Origin of the sequence: Leptolyngbya iicbica LK (genome assembly GCF_004212215.1) — a bacterium.
GTDB lineage: Bacteria > Cyanobacteriota > Cyanobacteriia > Phormidesmidales > Phormidesmidaceae > Halomicronema > Halomicronema iicbica.
Genome location: NZ_QVFV01000001.1, coordinates 909,590 through 926,537 on the forward strand (window position 1 = coordinate 909,590; position 16,948 = coordinate 926,537).

The following is a 16,948-nucleotide window of genomic DNA, read 5'->3' on the forward strand; positions in this document are numbered from 1 at the left end:
CGCGATGATTTAAAGACGGTTGGGCAAGCCAATTTCACAGTTCATCGCTTCAAAAGCCGCGATCGCCGCTGGATAATATGCGCCCAATGTTGTGGCGGGATCAAGCAACGGGCGCGGGTAGGCATATTCGTAAATACCGGGCTGATCTTCATAGATGAAGGTGTTACCTAAGAAATTGCCATCGAGAAGAAAAACGAGATTCGTGGTGGTGTACACCTTGCCCTCTCGTACCTGTCCTGTGTAAAAATCGCCCTCATCGAGATAAATATCGAGGATACAAACCTGCCCCGGCGTGCTTGAAGGATAAATATAGAGAGATTCTTCGATTGCGACCCACTCTCCCAAGTAGGGCGCTACCGCTGGATCAACCGCTGCCCAGGCGCGAGCAAATTCAGCCACGATCCACCGCTCTGCCAGAGTGCGGCGATCGGGATAAAACTCACTCGTCGCTAAGTCTGGCAACCTTTGTCGCATTATTTGTTGCAATTGCTGTTGTTCAACTTCGGTCGGCCAGCGTTCTGACTGAGCGATCGCAGGGAGCCCGGCTCCAAGCAACAGATAACCGGTGATGCCCAGTCCTGGCAACTTCTTCCAAAACTTCTGCATAATTTTGCCTATCTATTGCCTCTCTTGTGCTGGTGTACGCCTAATGTGCCGATGTCTTCATTGGAGTTGATACTGATTCCGGACAAATGAGACAGAGCGCTTTATCGGGTCACGAGACAAACCGGAAGAATGAGACCGGCGATCGCGAGAACGAGGAGGCAAAGTTGATCACCGACCGCGCTAACCAAGTAGACAAAATATCGGAGACCGGCCAACCAGTCGGCGTCAACCATTCAGCCAGGGTATAAAAGGGACACGATAAAACATTCCCCACGTAGACTGTCACTTCGCTGGCAATCAGCACAAAGGCGATCGCGGTCAATCGCGTGAGTTGGTTCGTCACGCCGCAATACAGCAAAAGAGAATGGTCCTCAACCTGATCTCAAGCACCCGGGGATGAAGCACTTTTACCCATGTCAGCAACAGACCACCATATGTAAGTAGTGGAAATTATGCGCTGCCAACGGGCCATCTATGGCGCTAACGCCAGCTTATAAGCGGTGCACTCAAAGTTAATGCCACCCTGGCAAAAGAGATTACTGCCATAATTGACGCCACTGAATGAAGGCAACTATGCTCTGATACTTGAGGAAACGTCATCGCCGATAACCGGACTCCGTCCCCAGCCTGTAGGGCTACCCCCCGGCTGTTGGCAGCGACACTTCATCTTTCGCAAAGTAATCTTCCCCACCTTGTCAAAATGTGAGCTAGGCTTACCGCTAGTGTAAATTCACTGAAGAGATATTTTTTCATGGTAGAAAGTGGCAAAACAGTCAAAGTTCACTACACGGGTAAGTTAAACGACGGCTCGGTCTTTGATTCTTCGGAAGGGCGCGAACCATTAGAATTTCAGGTTGGCAGCGGGCAAGTGATTCCCGGTTTTGATACCGCTATTCAGCAAATGGATGTAGGCGCGTCTCAGACCATCACCATTCCCAGCAACGAGGCTTATGGGGCAGTCCGCGATGAGATGATTGCGGTGGTGCCCCATGCACAATTTCCCGACGGACTCAACCCCGAAGTGGGGCAAACGCTACAGCTCCAAACTCCCGAGGGCGCGCTACCCGTTCGGGTCACTGCAGTGAAAGATGAAGGCGTGGTCATTGATGGCAATCATCCCCTAGCGGGCGAAGATTTGACCTTTGACCTGACTTTGGTCGAAGCCGCTTAAATCTACCCGGCGAGAGCGATCGCTGTCGATAAGTCACAATTCAGCCAGCGCTATTGCGACGTAATAGCGCTGGTTTTGTGTGCAATTGGGTCGGCCAGAGGAATGGCGATCGCTCCCAATGGCCCTCCAGCAGCCATCCCATGATTTAGTGCATGTACAGTGCGCCGTCATACAGTAAGGCATCTGCCAAATGTTTCGGCTGCCGTTGGTGGCAGCCACGCTTTAAGCGCTGAGTCCACCCAGCTGATGAGGGTGTCGGGCTCTTCACTTTGCGAGCAGGCAATGGCGCTGCACCCAGTTGAGAACGAAAAATCGATGGCATCGTGAAGAGCTCCTTGGGATAGTGATGAGATACGAACAGGGACTCGATGAAGATAATCAGCGCTATTCAGAAGTCCATTGGCAAATCAAGCGACCGGCTGCTGTCGTGACCCAACGCGCCTGCAATGGCCGATTGGCAGGCTTTTCACCATGAAGCGCCACGCCGCCACCGACAGGCATCAATTCTGTTTCGGCTAAACGGTAAAGCTTGATAGGGTTGGGGGTACGTTTCATGGGGCAAAGCTCCAGAATAGTATTCGGTATTGCTAACCTCAGCCAGAGCACTGGCCTTCCCAACGCGACTCTTGTGTTCTTCATCACAGCTTCATTTGGTCGCTCATCACTCGGGAGATCCCCAAAAACAAAAATGCTGACCTGTGGTGCATTACGCGACGCGAATGACACCCTACGCATGGGAAATTCCTTTTCAGAGATCTCTATTAGATCTGGATAGATCTGGAACCAGTGCTCAACCGCTGAGGTGGCTGGCCGACGGCGCTGATAATTTTGGAGTTGGCAACGCATTTTCGGCTTAATCTATCGGCATGGATCTGTTTGACCACCATCGCGAAACCCAGATTGACGCCGAGGCTCCTTTAGCGGCGCGGCTGCGGCCTCGCACGTTGGACGAGTTTATTGGTCAGGATGCCGTGGTCGGGCCAGGACGTCTGCTGCGACGGGCGATTCAGGCCGACCAGCTGTCTTCGCTGATCTTTTTTGGGCCGCCGGGGACGGGGAAAACAACCCTGGCGCGAATCATCGCGAATACAACGAGTGCTCAGTTCATTGCGCTGAATGCCGTGTTGGCGGGAGTGAAAGATATTCGAGAGGCGATCGCCCAAGCCCAAAACCTGCGCGGTCAATTTGGTCGCCGTACCATTTTGTTTATCGACGAGGTGCATCGCTTTAACAAGGCCCAGCAAGATGCGCTATTGCCCTGGGTGGAAAACGGCACGGTCATTCTGATTGGGGCGACGACGGAGAATCCTTTTTTTGAAGTGAACAAGGCGTTGGTCAGCCGATCGCGGGTCTTTCAGCTGAAATCGTTGGAACGGGATGATCTATATCGGGTGGTGGCGCAAGCTTTGGGCGACCGGGAGCGGGGCTATGGCGATCACTCGGTGCAGATCGATGAGGACGCGATCGCTCATCTGGTGAATGTGGCCAACGGCGACGCCCGCGCCCTCTTGAATGCACTGGAGTTAGCTGTAGAAACGACCACCCCAGCCTCCGACGGCAGCATTCACATCACCCTGGCAGTCGCCGAAGAATCGATTCAGCAGCGGGCCGTTCTCTACGACAAAGAAGGCGACGCCCACTTCGACACCATCAGCGCCTTCATCAAAAGTCTGCGGGGCTCTGACCCCGATGCGGCACTGTACTGGCTAGCGCGCATGATTTATGCGGGGGAAGACCCGCGCTATATTTTTCGGCGGCTGATCATTCTAGCCAGCGAAGATATTGGGTTGGCTGATCCCCAGGCAGTTGCCATTGCCATGAGTTGTGCGGAAGCGTTCGATCGCGTGGGCATGCCCGAAGGTCGCTATCCCCTCGCCCAGGCGACTTTATATTTAGCGACGGCACCGAAATCCAACAGTGCGATGGCCTTTTTTGACGCGCTATCCGCAGTGGAAAGGGAGCAGCAACGGGACGTGCCCAATCCGCTGCGCGATCCCAACCGGGATAAAGAGGGCTTTGGGCACGGCAAAGGCTATCTCTATCCCCATTCCTATCGCGAGCATTGGGTAGCACAGCAGTATTTGCCTTCGGGCTTGCAGGGGCAGGTGTTTTACCAACCCTCTAATCAGGGATATGAGCGCTCGATTCAGCAGCAGGTGGTGCGACGACGCGAGGCCCAACTCGCGGCGATGGTGGAAGGCACCAGTACGCCCACGACAGAAGCGCTGACCTACAGCCCGAACGATCCGGTGCGAGATCGCTGGCTGCAGAGGACCATCAGCCAGACGGGCGAACGATTAGGCCAGGTGCGCGATCGCCTGTTTGACGCCCTCGAACCGCAGCGGCACCACACGATTTTGGATCTCAATGCCCGCAGCGGTTTGCTGACCTGGGAAGCCGTGCGACAAGTCCCGGAAGGCGGCGTCTACAGCCGAGCGGTAACGGCGCAGGATTTAGCGGCGTTAACGGAGCAAGCCAGCTTTTTGCCAGAACTGTCTCGGCCCATCATTTTTCAGGCTGAATTGCGGACGTTGTCGGCTCAACTCCGCCAGATGGCTCCTGGGATTCAGTTCGATCGCATCATCGGGCGCAATGTGTTTGGCACAATCGCCCCGACGTCAGAATTGATTGCAGCGATCGTCGCGGGACTGCATCCCTCGGGTCGGTTCGCCCTGGCCGAGACCCTTCCCCGCGACAGTCAACGGCTCTGGCAACTGGTGGCAGCCGACAAATTGCCGGAATCCCTGCATGAGCACTGGCAACAGGCCGAAGAACACCTCTATACCGATGACACCGAGCCCCGCTTTGCCTGGACAGCTGAGAAGCTGGTGCAGCAGTTAGAAGCGGCTGGCATGACCGTCAGTTGGACTCAAGAAACCGTCCAAAGTGACTTATTGATTAGCGAGCAGTTATGCGATCGCTGGTTTGACTTGCGCAACCCCACCAGTTACGGCACTAAACTCGCGGCGACTTTAAACGCTGAAGAGCTGCCAGCGATTGAGTCTGCCCTACGCCGCCAAGTCCAAAATCAAACCGTGAGTTGGCAATCGACTCAACTCTTGCTCACGGGCCATCCGACCCACTGAGCACCACTACCGGCGATCGCGAGCAGTCGTTGCCATCCCTGTCTGTCCCAAGCAACTGATGTAGACGAGACGTGGGGTGACGACAGAACGGGCAACCGCAGATTTTAAGCAGCTCTAGCGGCTGGGGGTTGAGGAACGCGGCTCCAGTTCCAGATCATCTTGAATGGCTTGTTCGAGCAGGCGGTTGGGTTGAGGACGGGTGGGGTTGCCGAGGCCGACATACTTTTCCACCAAGGTCAGCAACTCGTGGGCCCCAAAGGGTTTGGTCAAATAATCGGTGGCTCCTGCCATGCGGGCTTTGACGCGATCGATAAAGCCGTCTTTGCCCGTCAGCATAATGATAGGCGTTTGCCGAAACACGCTGGACTGGCGCAGCATGGCACACAGTTCATACCCTTCTAACTCGGGCATGGCGATATCACAGAGAATCAAATCTGGCCGGAGCTGAAACAGCAAACTGAGGGCGCGGAGCGGATTCCCGATCGAGGTCGCTTCGTAACCGTGTTCATCCAAAATTTGCTCGATCGCTTGGCGAATGGTGACCCCGTCATCGACACAGACAATGCGGGGCACTTGGATCGCTTGCCAATCTTCCACCGAGTCGGGCGGCGCGATGGGAGCCGTCACTTCCGATAAATGAATGATGCCCTGCCGCACGTAGGGATAAATTGCCTTAGCCACAGTGACCAGCCCCTTATTCCAGTACCGGGCAATCTGCTGAATAGAAGTGTTGCCATCCATCCAGCGCAACATGCGGGCCGTTTTTTCATCTTCGGCCTCATGGGACTGCAATTTTTGCAAAATGCTGGGGCACTGATGGGGCGATTGAATGTGCGGGTAAAACTGATTCCACGCCTGGATTTGCGTGGTAATGGTGGCCACGAGGGAACTAATCTCGAACGTCGTGAGCTGGGGGCTCAAGCCCGCTGAGAGCTTGAATACAAATGCCCCTTGATGCAGACTCAACAAATCGAACAACGTTTCCTGCACCATGCCGTTGAGAATCTGCCGTCCTTGCTCTGGCGTCAGGGTGTGATTTTCGAGCAACGCCCACAAGTAGCCATATTCCGGCGAGTTAAAGGTGGCGATCGCGGGCACATCCAAATCTTTGAGCGAGTCGTCGAGTTCGTAGCGATGAAGGTATCCCCGCAGACGATTCAGATTGCCGTCGGTGGTTCCCGCATAGACGATTTGTCCATTGAGAAAAAAGACCAACCAGGAATGGGGGGATTGGGTCTTAGACTGAGCGCTATCAGCACCCATCGCAGGCAAGGCCGGCAGGTAGGCTTCGACATAGAGTTCGCCGGTACGTTGGCCGAGCTCTATGAGCTGCAAGATACTCCGAATGTCAATTTCTGCCAGCTGGCCCTGCATAAATTTGTGACCGTTTTCTGTAAAAAGCCGTGGGTTTAATTTAACGTCGTTGGGGCGAGAATGAAATGCCGCTGAATGGCTAAGCGCCAATTCAATCCACATTCTTTTCCGTACCGGCTCACGGATGGCGTTGGGTAGGCACTGGTTGCAGCTCATTCCGCCGACGGTGATGAGCCCCCTCGGCGAGCTTGAGTTGCTTACAATCATATGACCTTCGCGGGGGAATGTCTCGCAAGTCAGCCTGGGGCTTAGCGATCGCCCCCATAACAGGGACCGCAGCAATACCGCGAAGGCTTGAATTAACTGGCTTCATCAGGTCGAGCGAGGCGAATCTTTCTGGCGGCAAAGAAATGCTACAAAAGTGACGCCGACCGCGAGTCTGACTAACGGCGGGAGTATGGTGTGGTGGCAGGATGATGAGCGGTTTCGTCGGCTCTCTTCCCCGCCTTGATCGGCGATCGCGCCCCTCCCCATTCGCTTCTTTCGGACGTTGAGCTATGACGCAGTTATCCGGGCCGGCGATCGCGACTCTAGTGACTCTCTATACGGGACTTAGTGTCTGGCCAGCGCAGGCCAACGACATCGTGCCTGCGCCCAACCGCACGGGCACCCAAGTCACCACTCAAGGCGCTGATCACATCATCACCGGCGGTGCCACCTCAGCCGATCAGCAAAACCTCTTTCATCAGTTCGCCGAGTTCAATCTATCGACCGGGGCCAGCGCCACGTTTCTGACCGACCCGGCCATCCTCAACATTCTCAGCGGCGTCAATGGGGCCAATCCTTCGGTCATCGATGGGTTGCTCCAGGTCAGCGGCTCCAACGCCAACCTGTATTTGATTAACCCCAACGGCATTTTGTTTGGCCCCAATGCGGCGCTCAATCTGCAAGGAAGTTTTACCGCACTCACCGCTGACCAAGTAGGTTTTGCCGCCGGTGAACTGGATTTAGTGGGGGCCAATGACTACGCGGCCTTGGTCGGTTCGCCGCAAAGCTTTGGTTTTAGCCTGGAGCAGCCCGCCAGCGTGGTAAATGCTGGCAATTTGCAGGTATCCGCCGGTACAGCGGTGGTTTTAGTCGGGGGGCAAGTCCTGAATACTGGCACGATCGCAGCACCGGGGGGCAACATTCTCATCAGTGCGGTGGCGGGAGGCAGTCGGGTTCGGATCACCCAAGAAGGTCAGTTGCTCAATTTAGAACTGGCGACTTTGCCGGAAACATCCCTGACCACAGAACTACCGTTTTCGCCGCTGGGCCTGCCAGAGTTGTTGACGGGGAATGCGATCGCCACCGCCACCGATGTCACCGTCAATCCAGACGGCACGATTACCCTGGGAACTGGCGACTTGGCGATCCCGACAGCGCCCGCAACCACCCTGATTAGCGGACAGCTGAATACCGATGGCACTGCACAAGGCGGCGCGGTAACGGTGCTGGGCGACACGGTCGGCCTATTCAGAGCAGCGGTCAGCGCCACCGGAGCCACCGGGGGCGGCACGATCCGAGTGGGGGGCGATTACACCGGGGGCGGCAGCTTGTCCACGGCATCCGTCACGTTCGTCGATGAAGCGTCGAGTCTGGTGGCTGATGCGATCGCCCAAGGCAATGGCGGCACCATCATTCTCTGGTCAGAAGAGACGACCCGCAGTTACGGTTTCTTGAGTGCGCGAGGCGGGGGCCAAAGCGGCAACGGTGGGCTGATCGAAACCAGCAGCCGGGGCTTTTTGGAAACCACGGGCGTCCCCGATATCACCGCACCGAACGGGCAAGCGGGACACTGGTTACTCGATCCGCGAGATATTCTGATTGTCGATGCCCCCAGCAATCAAACTACGGGCTTTCCCCCTAACAACCCGTTTGTCGCGCAATCGAGTCCAGCGGTGATCAGCTGGTTGGATATTGAAAGCGCCCTCAGTGGCGGGGGGACCGTCACTGTCAGCACGGGCAGCACCGGCAACCAAGCAGGCGACATTGACGTGGATGGTTTTGTCTTGGACACCGGCACAGACAGCACCCTGGTGCTCCGCGCGGCCCGCGATATCACCATTAATGGCGAGGTCTCCAGCATTAGTGGGGCCACGAGTTTCGATTTTCGGGCTGATACTGACGGCAACGGCAGCGGCGAAGTGACCATCGCGGCACCGCTTTCCTCGGGCGGCGGCAATATCACGCTGCGAGGCAACAATGTATTTGTGACCAGCGGCGGCGCGATTAATCCTCAGGGGGGTACCCTGACGGTGACTGAAACCGGACAAACTAGTTGCCCAGACGGTTGTCAAAACCCGCCGCCAGAGGGGCCAGATGACTTCGGCGAGCCAGGTGACTTCGGTGGTGACTTTGAGTTTGAGGGCGATGATTTCGGCGAGGGGCCAGATGACTTTGGCTTCGAAGGCGATGACTTTGGCTTTGAAGGCGATGACTTCGGCGAGGGACCAGACGACTTTGGCGAGGGGCCAGATGACTTTGACGATGGCCCCGGGGGACGAGGGCGGCGAGCCGGCAGGGGTGAAGCGGATGGCCCTGACGGCGAAGGCGGCGAAGAGGGCTTTGAAGACGGCGACGACTTCGAAGGGGATGAGTTTGCTGAGGATGGCGACGGGCCGGAGCCGGGCGATCCAGGGTTTGACGTCAATGCCGAAGATCTCACGGGTGAAGACTGGGCCTTTGAGGATGGTCTCTACGCCGAAGACTTTGTCAGCTACTTTGATTTGCCCGTCCTGCCCGAACCGAACTTTGAAGCCAGTCAGGGCACGTTGCGAACCCTGACCCAACAAGTCGGCACGGCCTCCGCCCTGGTCTATGCCCGATTCATCCCAGCAGGCCGCAGTGTCGCCCAGCGATCGCCCCTCAAACAACTGCCCGATCCGCAACCGACGGACGTACTGCAACTGGTGGTAGTCACCCCGGATGGTCAACCCCAACAAATTGAGGTGCCCGCCGCCACTCGCGAAAAGGTGGTCGCCGCCGTGCGCAGCCTCCAAATTGAATTGACCGATCGCACCCGGCGACGTTTGACCACTTATTTGCAGTATTCACAACAGCTCTATGACTGGCTCATCGCCCCGATTGAGCCCGTGTTAGCCGCCGAAGACATTGGTCATATTTCCATGATCATGGCACCGGGCTTGCGATCGCTGCCCCTCGCCGCCCTGCACGATGGCGAACAGTTCATTATTGAAAACTACAGCGTCGGGCTCATGCCCAGCCTGGCCCTCACCGACACGCGCTACACCGATGTCCGCCGCGCCCTCGTCCTCGCCATGGGCGCCTCCGAATTCACCGACCAGCCCGCGCTCCCCGCCGTACCGTTTGAACTCAGCACGATCGTCGGCACCTTGCGGCAAGGGCAACGCAACTTAAATGAATCCTTCACTCCCCAAACGCTGGTTTCAGAGCGGCAAGCGGATGACTACCAGGTTCTACACCTGGCTACCCACGGGGAGTTTCGTCCCGGTGGCCCCGCCAATTCCTACATTCAGTTTTGGGATCGTCGGCTCAGCCTCGACCAAATTCCCGAACTTCAACTCAATGATCCCCCTGTCGAACTGTTGGTCATGAGTGCTTGCAAAACCGCCCTGGGCGATACCTCTGCCGAACTCGGCTTTGCCGGGTTGGCCGTGCAGGCCGGAGTGCGATCGGCCCTAGCGTCACTCTGGCAGGTGAGTGATTTAGAAACCGCTGGCCTCATGGCTGAGTTTTACACCCAGCTCAGCCAGCAACCCTATAAAGCCGAAGCCCTACGCCAAGCCCAGTTGGCGATGTTGAGGGGGCAAGTCACCGTGCAAGATGGCGTCTTAACCTGGAGCGCTGATGCTGCACCGCTGCCCGAAGAATTGGCAGCACTTGGGTTTGGCAATACACAGCATCCCTACTATTGGGCTGCTTTTACCCTCGTGGGTAGCCCGTGGTAAGTCGCCAACCGGCCACTATGACGGGCTGTGCCATTGTTTTGTAATCGCTAAAAATTACGAATTCTCATTGCAAACGATACCTATTCCCCGACAGATCATCTGTAATAACCCTTAGTGCCACCGCCAATGGGCGATCGCAGGAGAAATCACATGAGAGTTGCCACCATCGGGGCGATCGCCAGCACCAGCGCCACCCTTTTGCTCACGCTCAACAGTTGGCCCGTGCAGGCCCAAGGCATCGTGCCAGCGGCTGACGGCACCGGCACCCAAGTCACGCCCAACGGCCCCGACTACACCATCACCGGGGGCAGCACCGCCGCAGACAATCAAAATCTGTTTCATCGCTTCACCGATTTCAATTTGCTCACGGGCGAAAGCGCCACCTTTCTAACCCAGCCGGAAATTCTCAATATCCTGAGTGGCGTCACGGGCAACAATCCTTCCATCATTGATGGGCTATTGCAGGTCAGCGGCTCTAACGCCAACCTGTTTCTGATCAATCCCAACGGCATTCTCTTCGGCCCCAACTCAGCGTTAAATCTTCAGGGCAGCTTTACCGCATCGACTGCTAATCAGGTCAACTTTGCCGATGGTCTGCTCGATCTGGCAGGCACCTCCGACTACGCCACCCTCGTCGGTCCGCCGCAAAGCTTTGGCTTCACCTTAGAGAATCCTGCCAGTGTGGTGAATGCGGGCAATTTGACTGTCCCCGTTGGTGAGTCTGTGATGTTGCTGGGGGGACAGGTCTTAAACACAGGCACTCTCACTGCCCCCGGTGGGGAAGTCGTGATCAGTGCCGTGGAAGGGGGGAACTGGGTACGCATTGCCCAAAGCGGATCCTTGCTCAACCTCGAACTCGCCACCGTAGCAACCGAGGCGACGGGGGCGATGCCGTTTTCACCGCTCACGTTGCCTGAGTTGTTGACGGGCAGTGCGATCGCCCTCGCCGAGAGCGTGACGATCAATGCCGACGGCAGCATTCAACTCGGTGAGGCCACCGTCGAGGCCACACCGGCAAGCGCGATTGTTTCAGGCGCGATCGAGGTCGCAGCGCTGACCGGCGGACAAGTCCTAACATTGGGGCGTGACCTCACCTTGACCCATGCGCTGATTAACGCCTCGGGTCAAACCGCTGGCGGCACCGTCCGCATTGGCGGCGACTATCAAGGGCAGGGCAGATTGCCCCGCGCCCAAACCGCCTGGCTCGATGCCCATAGCACCATTCAGGCCGACGCTCTCGATACGGGTCATGGCGGCGAAGTCATTGTCTGGGCCGATGGCACCACCCTCTTCCAGGGGTTGATCACCGCGCGGGGTGGCCCCAACGGTGGCGACGGGGGCCTGGTAGAAACGTCGGGACGGCAAGCGATCGACATTGACGGGGGACAAGTGGATGCTAGCGCCACACAAGGCACAGCGGGGCTCTGGTTCGTCGACCCCAATGACATTAACATTGACGCCGACCTCGCGCTGACCATTGAGAATGCATTAGCGGGAGGGACGAACTTCACCGCCTCCACCATTGAGGGAGACCCAGCGGATGCGACGGGAGTGCCGGGCAATGGGGATATTTTTCTCAATAGCGCGATCGCCGCCAGCGCCACGAATAACGCCACCCTGACGCTCATCGCTTCTCGCTACATTCAGGGCAACGATGGGGCTTTTATCAGCATTACCGGCGGCAATCTAGTGCTCAAGCTCAACCAAGAAGGCTTAGCAGTGCCGACAAATCCGACGATTAACGATGCTTTCAACATCATCAGCTTTATCGATGGCGCCACTGAAATTCATTTAGGGCCTGGCACTTATCAAGAACCAGACACCATTTTTCTGGGTTCTGATGTGCTTTTGCAAGGGTCAGGCGCGGCCAACACCATTATCGACGCCTCCAGAAGTGGGCCAATTTCAGTCTCCATATCGAGTTCATTCGATGACGCCTTGCCGACTCAGATCAATGACCTGACCATTGCCAATAGTGTAAATCGTGACGGGGATGGTGGGGCCATTAGCAACTTTGGCAATCTCATTATCAACAACAGCATCATTCGCAATAATCAGGCTAGTGGCAGGGGTGGAGGCATTGCCAATATCCGCTCTACCCCTACCTTCAGTCCCGCCGAAGGGACTCTGGTCATCAACAATTCCACGATTCGCAATAATCGCTCCGGCGGCGATGGTGGGGGCATCAGCAACGCCGGCGGCACCGTCACCATCAACCGCAGCACGATTCACAACAATATCGCTGGTGATGATGGTGGGGGCGTCGATAACAATAATGATGGCGGTACTGTCACCCTTCGCAACAGCACCCTTGTGGACAATGTCGCCGCTGGGGAAGGCGGCGGCGTAGAAAATGACAGTACGATGGCGATCGCCAATAGCACTATCGTTGGTAATCAATCAGCGACCGGGGGGGGCATTTCCAACACGCTCAACGGCAGTACGCTGACCCTCACCAGTAGTCTGGTCAGTGGCAACACCGCCACCAGTGGTTCGGGCAATAATGTGTTCAACGGTGGCAGTCTGACTGGCGGCAACAATCTGTTTGGCGCTAACAACGCAGCGGGAGTGCTCGGCTTTTCGCCAGCGGCAAGTGATATTGTGCCAGCTGTACCCTTAGGAGCCATCATCTCCACCACGCTGGCCGATAACGGTGGCCCCACCCAAACCCTGGCCCTGGTCGCGGGCAGTCCGGCAATTAATGCAGGCAGCGGTTCGGACGCCGACCAACGCGGCTTTTCCATCATTGGCATTCGCGACATTGGCGCGTTTGAGTTTCAGCAAGGTAGCGGTGGTTCAGATCTGGGGGAGGGCGACAATTTTGACTGCCTCGCTGGGGACTGTAATCCGCTCACGCTGCCCCCTGAAACCTCACCTCAGGCCCGTAGAAGCAACTCAGAGCCCAGCTATGTGCAGCAATTTGAAGAGCATTTGGGCGTCGAGGCCAGCGCCTTCGAAGATATTGATGCACTCAACCGTGCTCGGAATATTACGGGCGTGACTCCCGCCCTGATTTATGCCAGTTTTGTGCCCCCTAGTGAAGATTTAGAGACCGCAACCACCGAGGAGACGTTAATTGCTGATGCCCGGGCGGCACAGCCCCGGCCCGTGGTCAACGATATGTTAGCGCAGCAAATTGTGGCCCAAGCCGAAGGCCGACAAGAGCGCACTACCGCACTGGCTAATGAAGATGTTTTGCAGTTGGTGCTCGTCACTGCCGACAATACGCCCCGGCGCATCAACACCGGCGCCACCCGCAGCGAGGTATTGGCGGCTGCACGGCAGTTACAAATCGAGTTGACTGACCGTACCCGTCGCCGCTTAGACAATTACTTGATGCCATCACAGGCGTTATATCGCTGGCTAGTGGCACCGTTAGAAGAGACCTTGGCAGAAGAAGATATCGGCCATATTTCGTTTGTGCTGGATGAAGGGTTGCGATCGCTCCCCTTAGCGGCCCTGCATGACGGCGAAAAGTTCATCATCGAAACTTACAGCGTGGGGCTGATGCCGAGTCTTTCACTCACTGACACCCGCATTGGCAACATTCGCAACGCTTCGGTGCTGGCTATGGGCGCTTCCGAATTTAGCGATCAGCCGCCACTGCCCGCTGTACCGCTCGAAATTGCTACGATTGGCGACTTACGGGTCAGTGACGCCTATCTCAACGAAGCCTTCACACCCGAGACTCTGGTCACGCAGCGCTCCGAAGAAGCCTATCCCATCTTGCACTTGGCGACCCATGGCCAATTTACTAGCGGCGAATTAAGCAATTCCTACATTCAGTTTTGGGATCGCCGCCTGGGCCTGGATGAATTACCCCAACTCCAGCTCGGAGATCCAGCCGTCGAACTGATGGTGTTGAGCGCTTGCCGCACCGTCTTAGGTGACTCCGAAGCCGAACTCGGCTTTGCCGGTTTGGCCATCAAGTCAGGGGCCAAAAGTGCGATCGCTGCGCTCTGGCAAGTCAGCGACCTCGAAACTGCTGGCCTCATGGCCGAACTCTATACCCAGATGGGACAAGTCACTTATAAGGGCGCAGCATTACGAGAGGCCCAACTCGCCATGCTACGCGGCGATGTCGTCATTCAAGATGACCAACTCGTTTGGAGTGGTGGCAGTGAGCCATTACCCGATGAATTTAGCGGCCTGGGGTTTGCCGATACGAGCCATCCCTATTACTGGGCCGCCTTTACCTTAGTCGGCAATCCCTGGTAACGGAGCGGCGTTGCCCTCTTATTCCACAAAACGCCCGACCCGCATCGTGATCGGCCAGGTCATCAGAACGCGATCGCTCGGCCAGTGTGGCGTCATATGCTCCGCCAAGTCTTCTAGCGGATTCACACCATGAGCCGCAATGAACCGCTGCGTCGCCGACCAGGTGAACAGATAGCCCAGCAACTCCGCTAATGTCCACATTACCTGCATGCTGTAGGCCGGAGCCGTGAGCTCGACCCAGGGAAAATCCAGAGCAGCATACCCAGTCTCGACCAGTCGCCGCTCCGGCGTCCAAAAGTCGTCCAACGTCTCGCCATAGTAAGTCTGGAGCAGTGATGCCAAAGCCGGATTCGCCAAGTGAGGGCAGCCATAGCACCAGATCGCCAACAGGCCATCCGGCTTTAAGACCCGCCGTAACTCCGCATAAAAGGCTTCCAGCTGAAACCAGTGAACCGCCTGGGCGACAGTGACTAAATCAAGACTACGGGCGGCGATGCCACTCGCCTCAGCAACAGCTACCCGGTAGGTAACCTGGGGATGCACAGGCGCTTGCTGAAGCTGCGCCGCACTCCCGTCGGTCGCGATGACCTGCGTAAAGTGCTCGGCCAAGGCGATCGCCGCTTGTCCATTCCCCGTCGCACAATCCCAAACGCGATCGCGCTGCCCACATTGCTGCGCCAACCAAGCAAACAACTCAGCCGGATAATGGGGCCGATATTGGGCATAGTCGGTGGCGTGTCCCGAAAAATAGTCTTTAAAAGTCATCGCTGGGTCACATCCTTATGCCTGCTCACAGAGATGGGTGATGGCGGTAACAGTCAACTCCGTGAGTTGGGGTACCACCATATCGGCCCCGGCAGCTTTGAGGCGATCGCCATACTCAGCGGCATAGGCGGCCCCGGCCGCCACCACATGGGGGGGCAAAATGCCGACCCCCAACCAAACCCCATCAGGGCGCTGGTCTTTTGCCCGCTGCACAGTTTGCATATCCGCTACCGTGTCCCCCGCATAGAGAATCGGCACATCGGCCCCTCCCCCTAAGCGTTCCGCCGCTTGAAAGAACCCCGTCGGATCAGGCTTGCTCGGTGCATCATGCATCGCAATCAGCAGCGGCTCGACTAATCCCAACCGCTGCTCCAGAATAAACTTCGCCGACCCTCGGGTCGCCCCGCTAAAAAAGCCCCAGGCGACATCGCCCTCGGTCAAATGCTCAAAATACTGGGGCGTCACCAGCAACGGCTCTTGGGTGATGTAGCCCGTCCATTGCGCCGGATCTTCGAGCATCGGCCCCCGATATCGTCGTTGAAAGAAATCTACGATCGCGTCGAAATCAAGCGCGATCGCCTCCCGCGCCTTACCTCTCGCCTCAAAATAACGATAGATGAACTCCTGCGAGGCTTCCCAATCATTATTCCAACTCCCTTCAGCTTTGAGTTGGTCAATGTCCGTTGGCGAGGGACGATAGCGTCCTTGGGTAAAGTGTTCAACGGTATCGGCCAAAGCTCGACGATACGACCCGCCCACATCTCGAATCACGCCATCAATATCAAAGATTGCGATCGCCTTTATGGACATCGGCCCTGCCTCAACGTAGTTAAGCTAGTAAACACAATGACTCCTGGATTGGCAACCCGTAATTGGGCCTCGATACCCACCTGGGTCAACCACCAGTTGCCACCGCCAACAAACGGTATAGCCCATGAAAGAACTGGCCCAAACCTGGACACACTGGCGTTACCAGTATTATCTCGACGTTCGCTGGGCCAGCGACTGCCTGTGGCTATCCGTTCAGCAGAAAAAAGGCGACACTACACAACTCCCGCATTGGAAACACTTCGGCATCCGCTGGGAGCATCCTCGCTGCATCTCCGTTAAGACCCGTTGGCCTCCAGAGGCAAAACATGACAGTACGGACAAATCCCAGGACGGGCAATTGCTCACGCCCAGTCAGCAAATAGAAGACGATCCGATAGAACAGCTGAGGACATCGTTATGCGAACGAGCCGCTAAAATCCAAGCGATTCAGGCGCGTTTTGGTCCCGATATGCCAGAAGAGTACCGAATCGAGATACTCAACACGGCGCAAGCAGTCATTGACTATTGGCAGGATGGCGGCAAGCATGAGCGTTGCTACAAAGCCCGCTGGAAGTTCGAGCACGCCCCCGTCAACTTCAGCGGCCCTCAATGCTCACGGGCTCTCGGTCGCGCCTTCTTCGGCTTGGATGCGGATGACTAACGAGGGTCAGCGAGAGCTGAGTTAATCGCATGTCTGAGATTGAATGCTGGCACAGCGTGCATCTACGAGCAACTGGGCTGGGGCAAGAAAAGTGCCAACAGCCGGTCACAGATCTTTGATGGATCTTCCTAATAGTTAGAGGCGACTCAACAGCTATATGCCTACCCGACTGAGTCGGCTCCGATTAGCTTGCAAACGTCAACACAACGGCTGCTTGTTGCTTGCCGTTGGTTGCTGGAGAGCTGTATTACGGTTAGCGGGGCGATCGCCCATCCTCCTTCGTGTACTCAATCATCCAACATGCGGTGCTAACGCCAAGTTCGGCACCTTACAGATTTACCGCTTT

General features: G+C 56.6%; 11 protein-coding genes. 5 read left to right on the forward strand and 6 right to left on the reverse strand.

The genetic code is table 11. From position 1 onward, the window contains the following. Positions 1–9 precede the first annotated feature (9 nt). Together DYY88_RS03930 and DYY88_RS03935 are read right to left on the reverse strand one after the other, a co-directional pair. Positions 10–606, reverse strand: coding sequence for a hypothetical protein (locus DYY88_RS03930; protein WP_039725642.1), 597 nt, complete (start codon positions 604–606; stop codon positions 10–12). A gap of 109 nt (positions 607–715) precedes the next feature. After that, positions 716–949, reverse strand: a complete 234-nt coding sequence (locus DYY88_RS03935; protein ID WP_130199315.1) for a hypothetical protein — start codon at positions 947–949, stop codon at positions 716–718. A gap of 408 nt (positions 950–1,357) precedes the next feature. On the opposite strand from DYY88_RS03935, the gene DYY88_RS03940 reads away from it, so the two are divergent. Then, positions 1,358–1,777, forward strand: a complete 420-nt coding sequence (locus DYY88_RS03940) for an FKBP-type peptidyl-prolyl cis-trans isomerase (RefSeq protein ID WP_039725644.1) — start codon at positions 1,358–1,360, stop codon at positions 1,775–1,777. Between the two features lie 384 nt (positions 1,778–2,161). Here the strand turns inward: DYY88_RS03940 and DYY88_RS23965 are convergent, their stop codons facing one another. After that, a complete protein-coding gene (locus DYY88_RS23965; protein ID WP_160299510.1) occupies positions 2,162–2,332 on the reverse strand; it encodes a hypothetical protein in 171 nt (56 codons plus the stop codon). Between the two features lie 311 nt (positions 2,333–2,643). Here DYY88_RS23965 and DYY88_RS03945 point away from each other — a divergent pair, with 311 nt between their 5' ends. Beyond that, entirely contained in the window at positions 2,644–4,863 is a 2,220-nt protein-coding gene (locus DYY88_RS03945) for an AAA family ATPase (protein WP_039725645.1), read from the forward strand. A gap of 114 nt (positions 4,864–4,977) precedes the next feature. On the opposite strand, the gene DYY88_RS03950 is transcribed toward DYY88_RS03945, so the two are convergent. After that, on the reverse strand, positions 4,978–6,237 hold the full coding sequence (locus tag DYY88_RS03950) for a response regulator (protein WP_039729400.1): 1,260 nt from the start codon (positions 6,235–6,237) through the stop codon (positions 4,978–4,980). A 497-nt stretch (positions 6,238–6,734) separates the two neighbouring features. Here DYY88_RS03950 and DYY88_RS03955 point away from each other — a divergent pair, with 497 nt between their 5' ends. After that, a complete protein-coding gene (locus tag DYY88_RS03955; protein ID WP_052288250.1) occupies positions 6,735–10,148 on the forward strand; it encodes a CHAT domain-containing protein in 3,414 nt (1,137 codons plus the stop codon). 150 nt (positions 10,149–10,298) lie between these two features. After that, complete coding sequence (locus DYY88_RS03960) at positions 10,299–14,366, forward strand: CHAT domain-containing protein (RefSeq protein ID WP_052288251.1); 4,068 nt, start codon at positions 10,299–10,301, stop codon at positions 14,364–14,366. An 18-nt stretch (positions 14,367–14,384) separates the two neighbouring features. On the opposite strand, the gene DYY88_RS03965 is transcribed toward DYY88_RS03960, so the two are convergent. Both DYY88_RS03965 and DYY88_RS03970 read right to left on the reverse strand, forming a co-directional pair. Then, positions 14,385–15,131 (reverse strand): class I SAM-dependent methyltransferase, encoded by a 747-nt coding sequence (locus tag DYY88_RS03965; RefSeq protein ID WP_039725646.1) that lies wholly within the window; start codon positions 15,129–15,131, stop codon positions 14,385–14,387. Between the two features lie 15 nt (positions 15,132–15,146). After that, positions 15,147–15,941 (reverse strand): TIGR01548 family HAD-type hydrolase, encoded by a 795-nt coding sequence (locus tag DYY88_RS03970; protein WP_039725647.1) that lies wholly within the window; start codon positions 15,939–15,941, stop codon positions 15,147–15,149. 124 nt (positions 15,942–16,065) lie between these two features. On the opposite strand from DYY88_RS03970, the gene DYY88_RS03975 reads away from it, so the two are divergent. Continuing rightward, a complete protein-coding gene (locus DYY88_RS03975) occupies positions 16,066–16,602 on the forward strand; it encodes a small ribosomal subunit protein cS23 (RefSeq protein WP_039725648.1) in 537 nt (178 codons plus the stop codon). Positions 16,603–16,948: the final 346 nt, after the last annotated feature.

Excerpts from the sequence above, each read along its gene's own strand:
- DYY88_RS03930 (WP_039725642.1), bottom strand. The coding sequence starts at position 606 with ATGCAGAAGTTTTGGAAGAAGTTGCCAGGACTGGGCATCACCGGTTAT.
- DYY88_RS03940 (WP_039725644.1), top strand. The coding sequence starts at position 1,358 with ATGGTAGAAAGTGGCAAAACAGTCAAAGTTCACTACACGGGTAAGTTA.
- DYY88_RS23965 (WP_160299510.1), bottom strand. The coding sequence starts at position 2,332 with ATGAAACGTACCCCCAACCCTATCAAGCTTTACCGTTTAGCCGAAACA.
- DYY88_RS03945 (WP_039725645.1), top strand. The coding sequence starts at position 2,644 with ATGGATCTGTTTGACCACCATCGCGAAACCCAGATTGACGCCGAGGCT.
- DYY88_RS03950 (WP_039729400.1), bottom strand. The coding sequence starts at position 6,237 with ATGCAGGGCCAGCTGGCAGAAATTGACATTCGGAGTATCTTGCAGCTC.
- DYY88_RS03955 (WP_052288250.1), top strand. The coding sequence starts at position 6,735 with ATGACGCAGTTATCCGGGCCGGCGATCGCGACTCTAGTGACTCTCTAT.
- DYY88_RS03960 (WP_052288251.1), top strand. The coding sequence starts at position 10,299 with ATGAGAGTTGCCACCATCGGGGCGATCGCCAGCACCAGCGCCACCCTT.
- DYY88_RS03965 (WP_039725646.1), bottom strand. The coding sequence starts at position 15,131 with ATGACTTTTAAAGACTATTTTTCGGGACACGCCACCGACTATGCCCAA.
- DYY88_RS03970 (WP_039725647.1), bottom strand. The coding sequence starts at position 15,941 with ATGTCCATAAAGGCGATCGCAATCTTTGATATTGATGGCGTGATTCGA.
- DYY88_RS03975 (WP_039725648.1), top strand. The coding sequence starts at position 16,066 with ATGAAAGAACTGGCCCAAACCTGGACACACTGGCGTTACCAGTATTAT.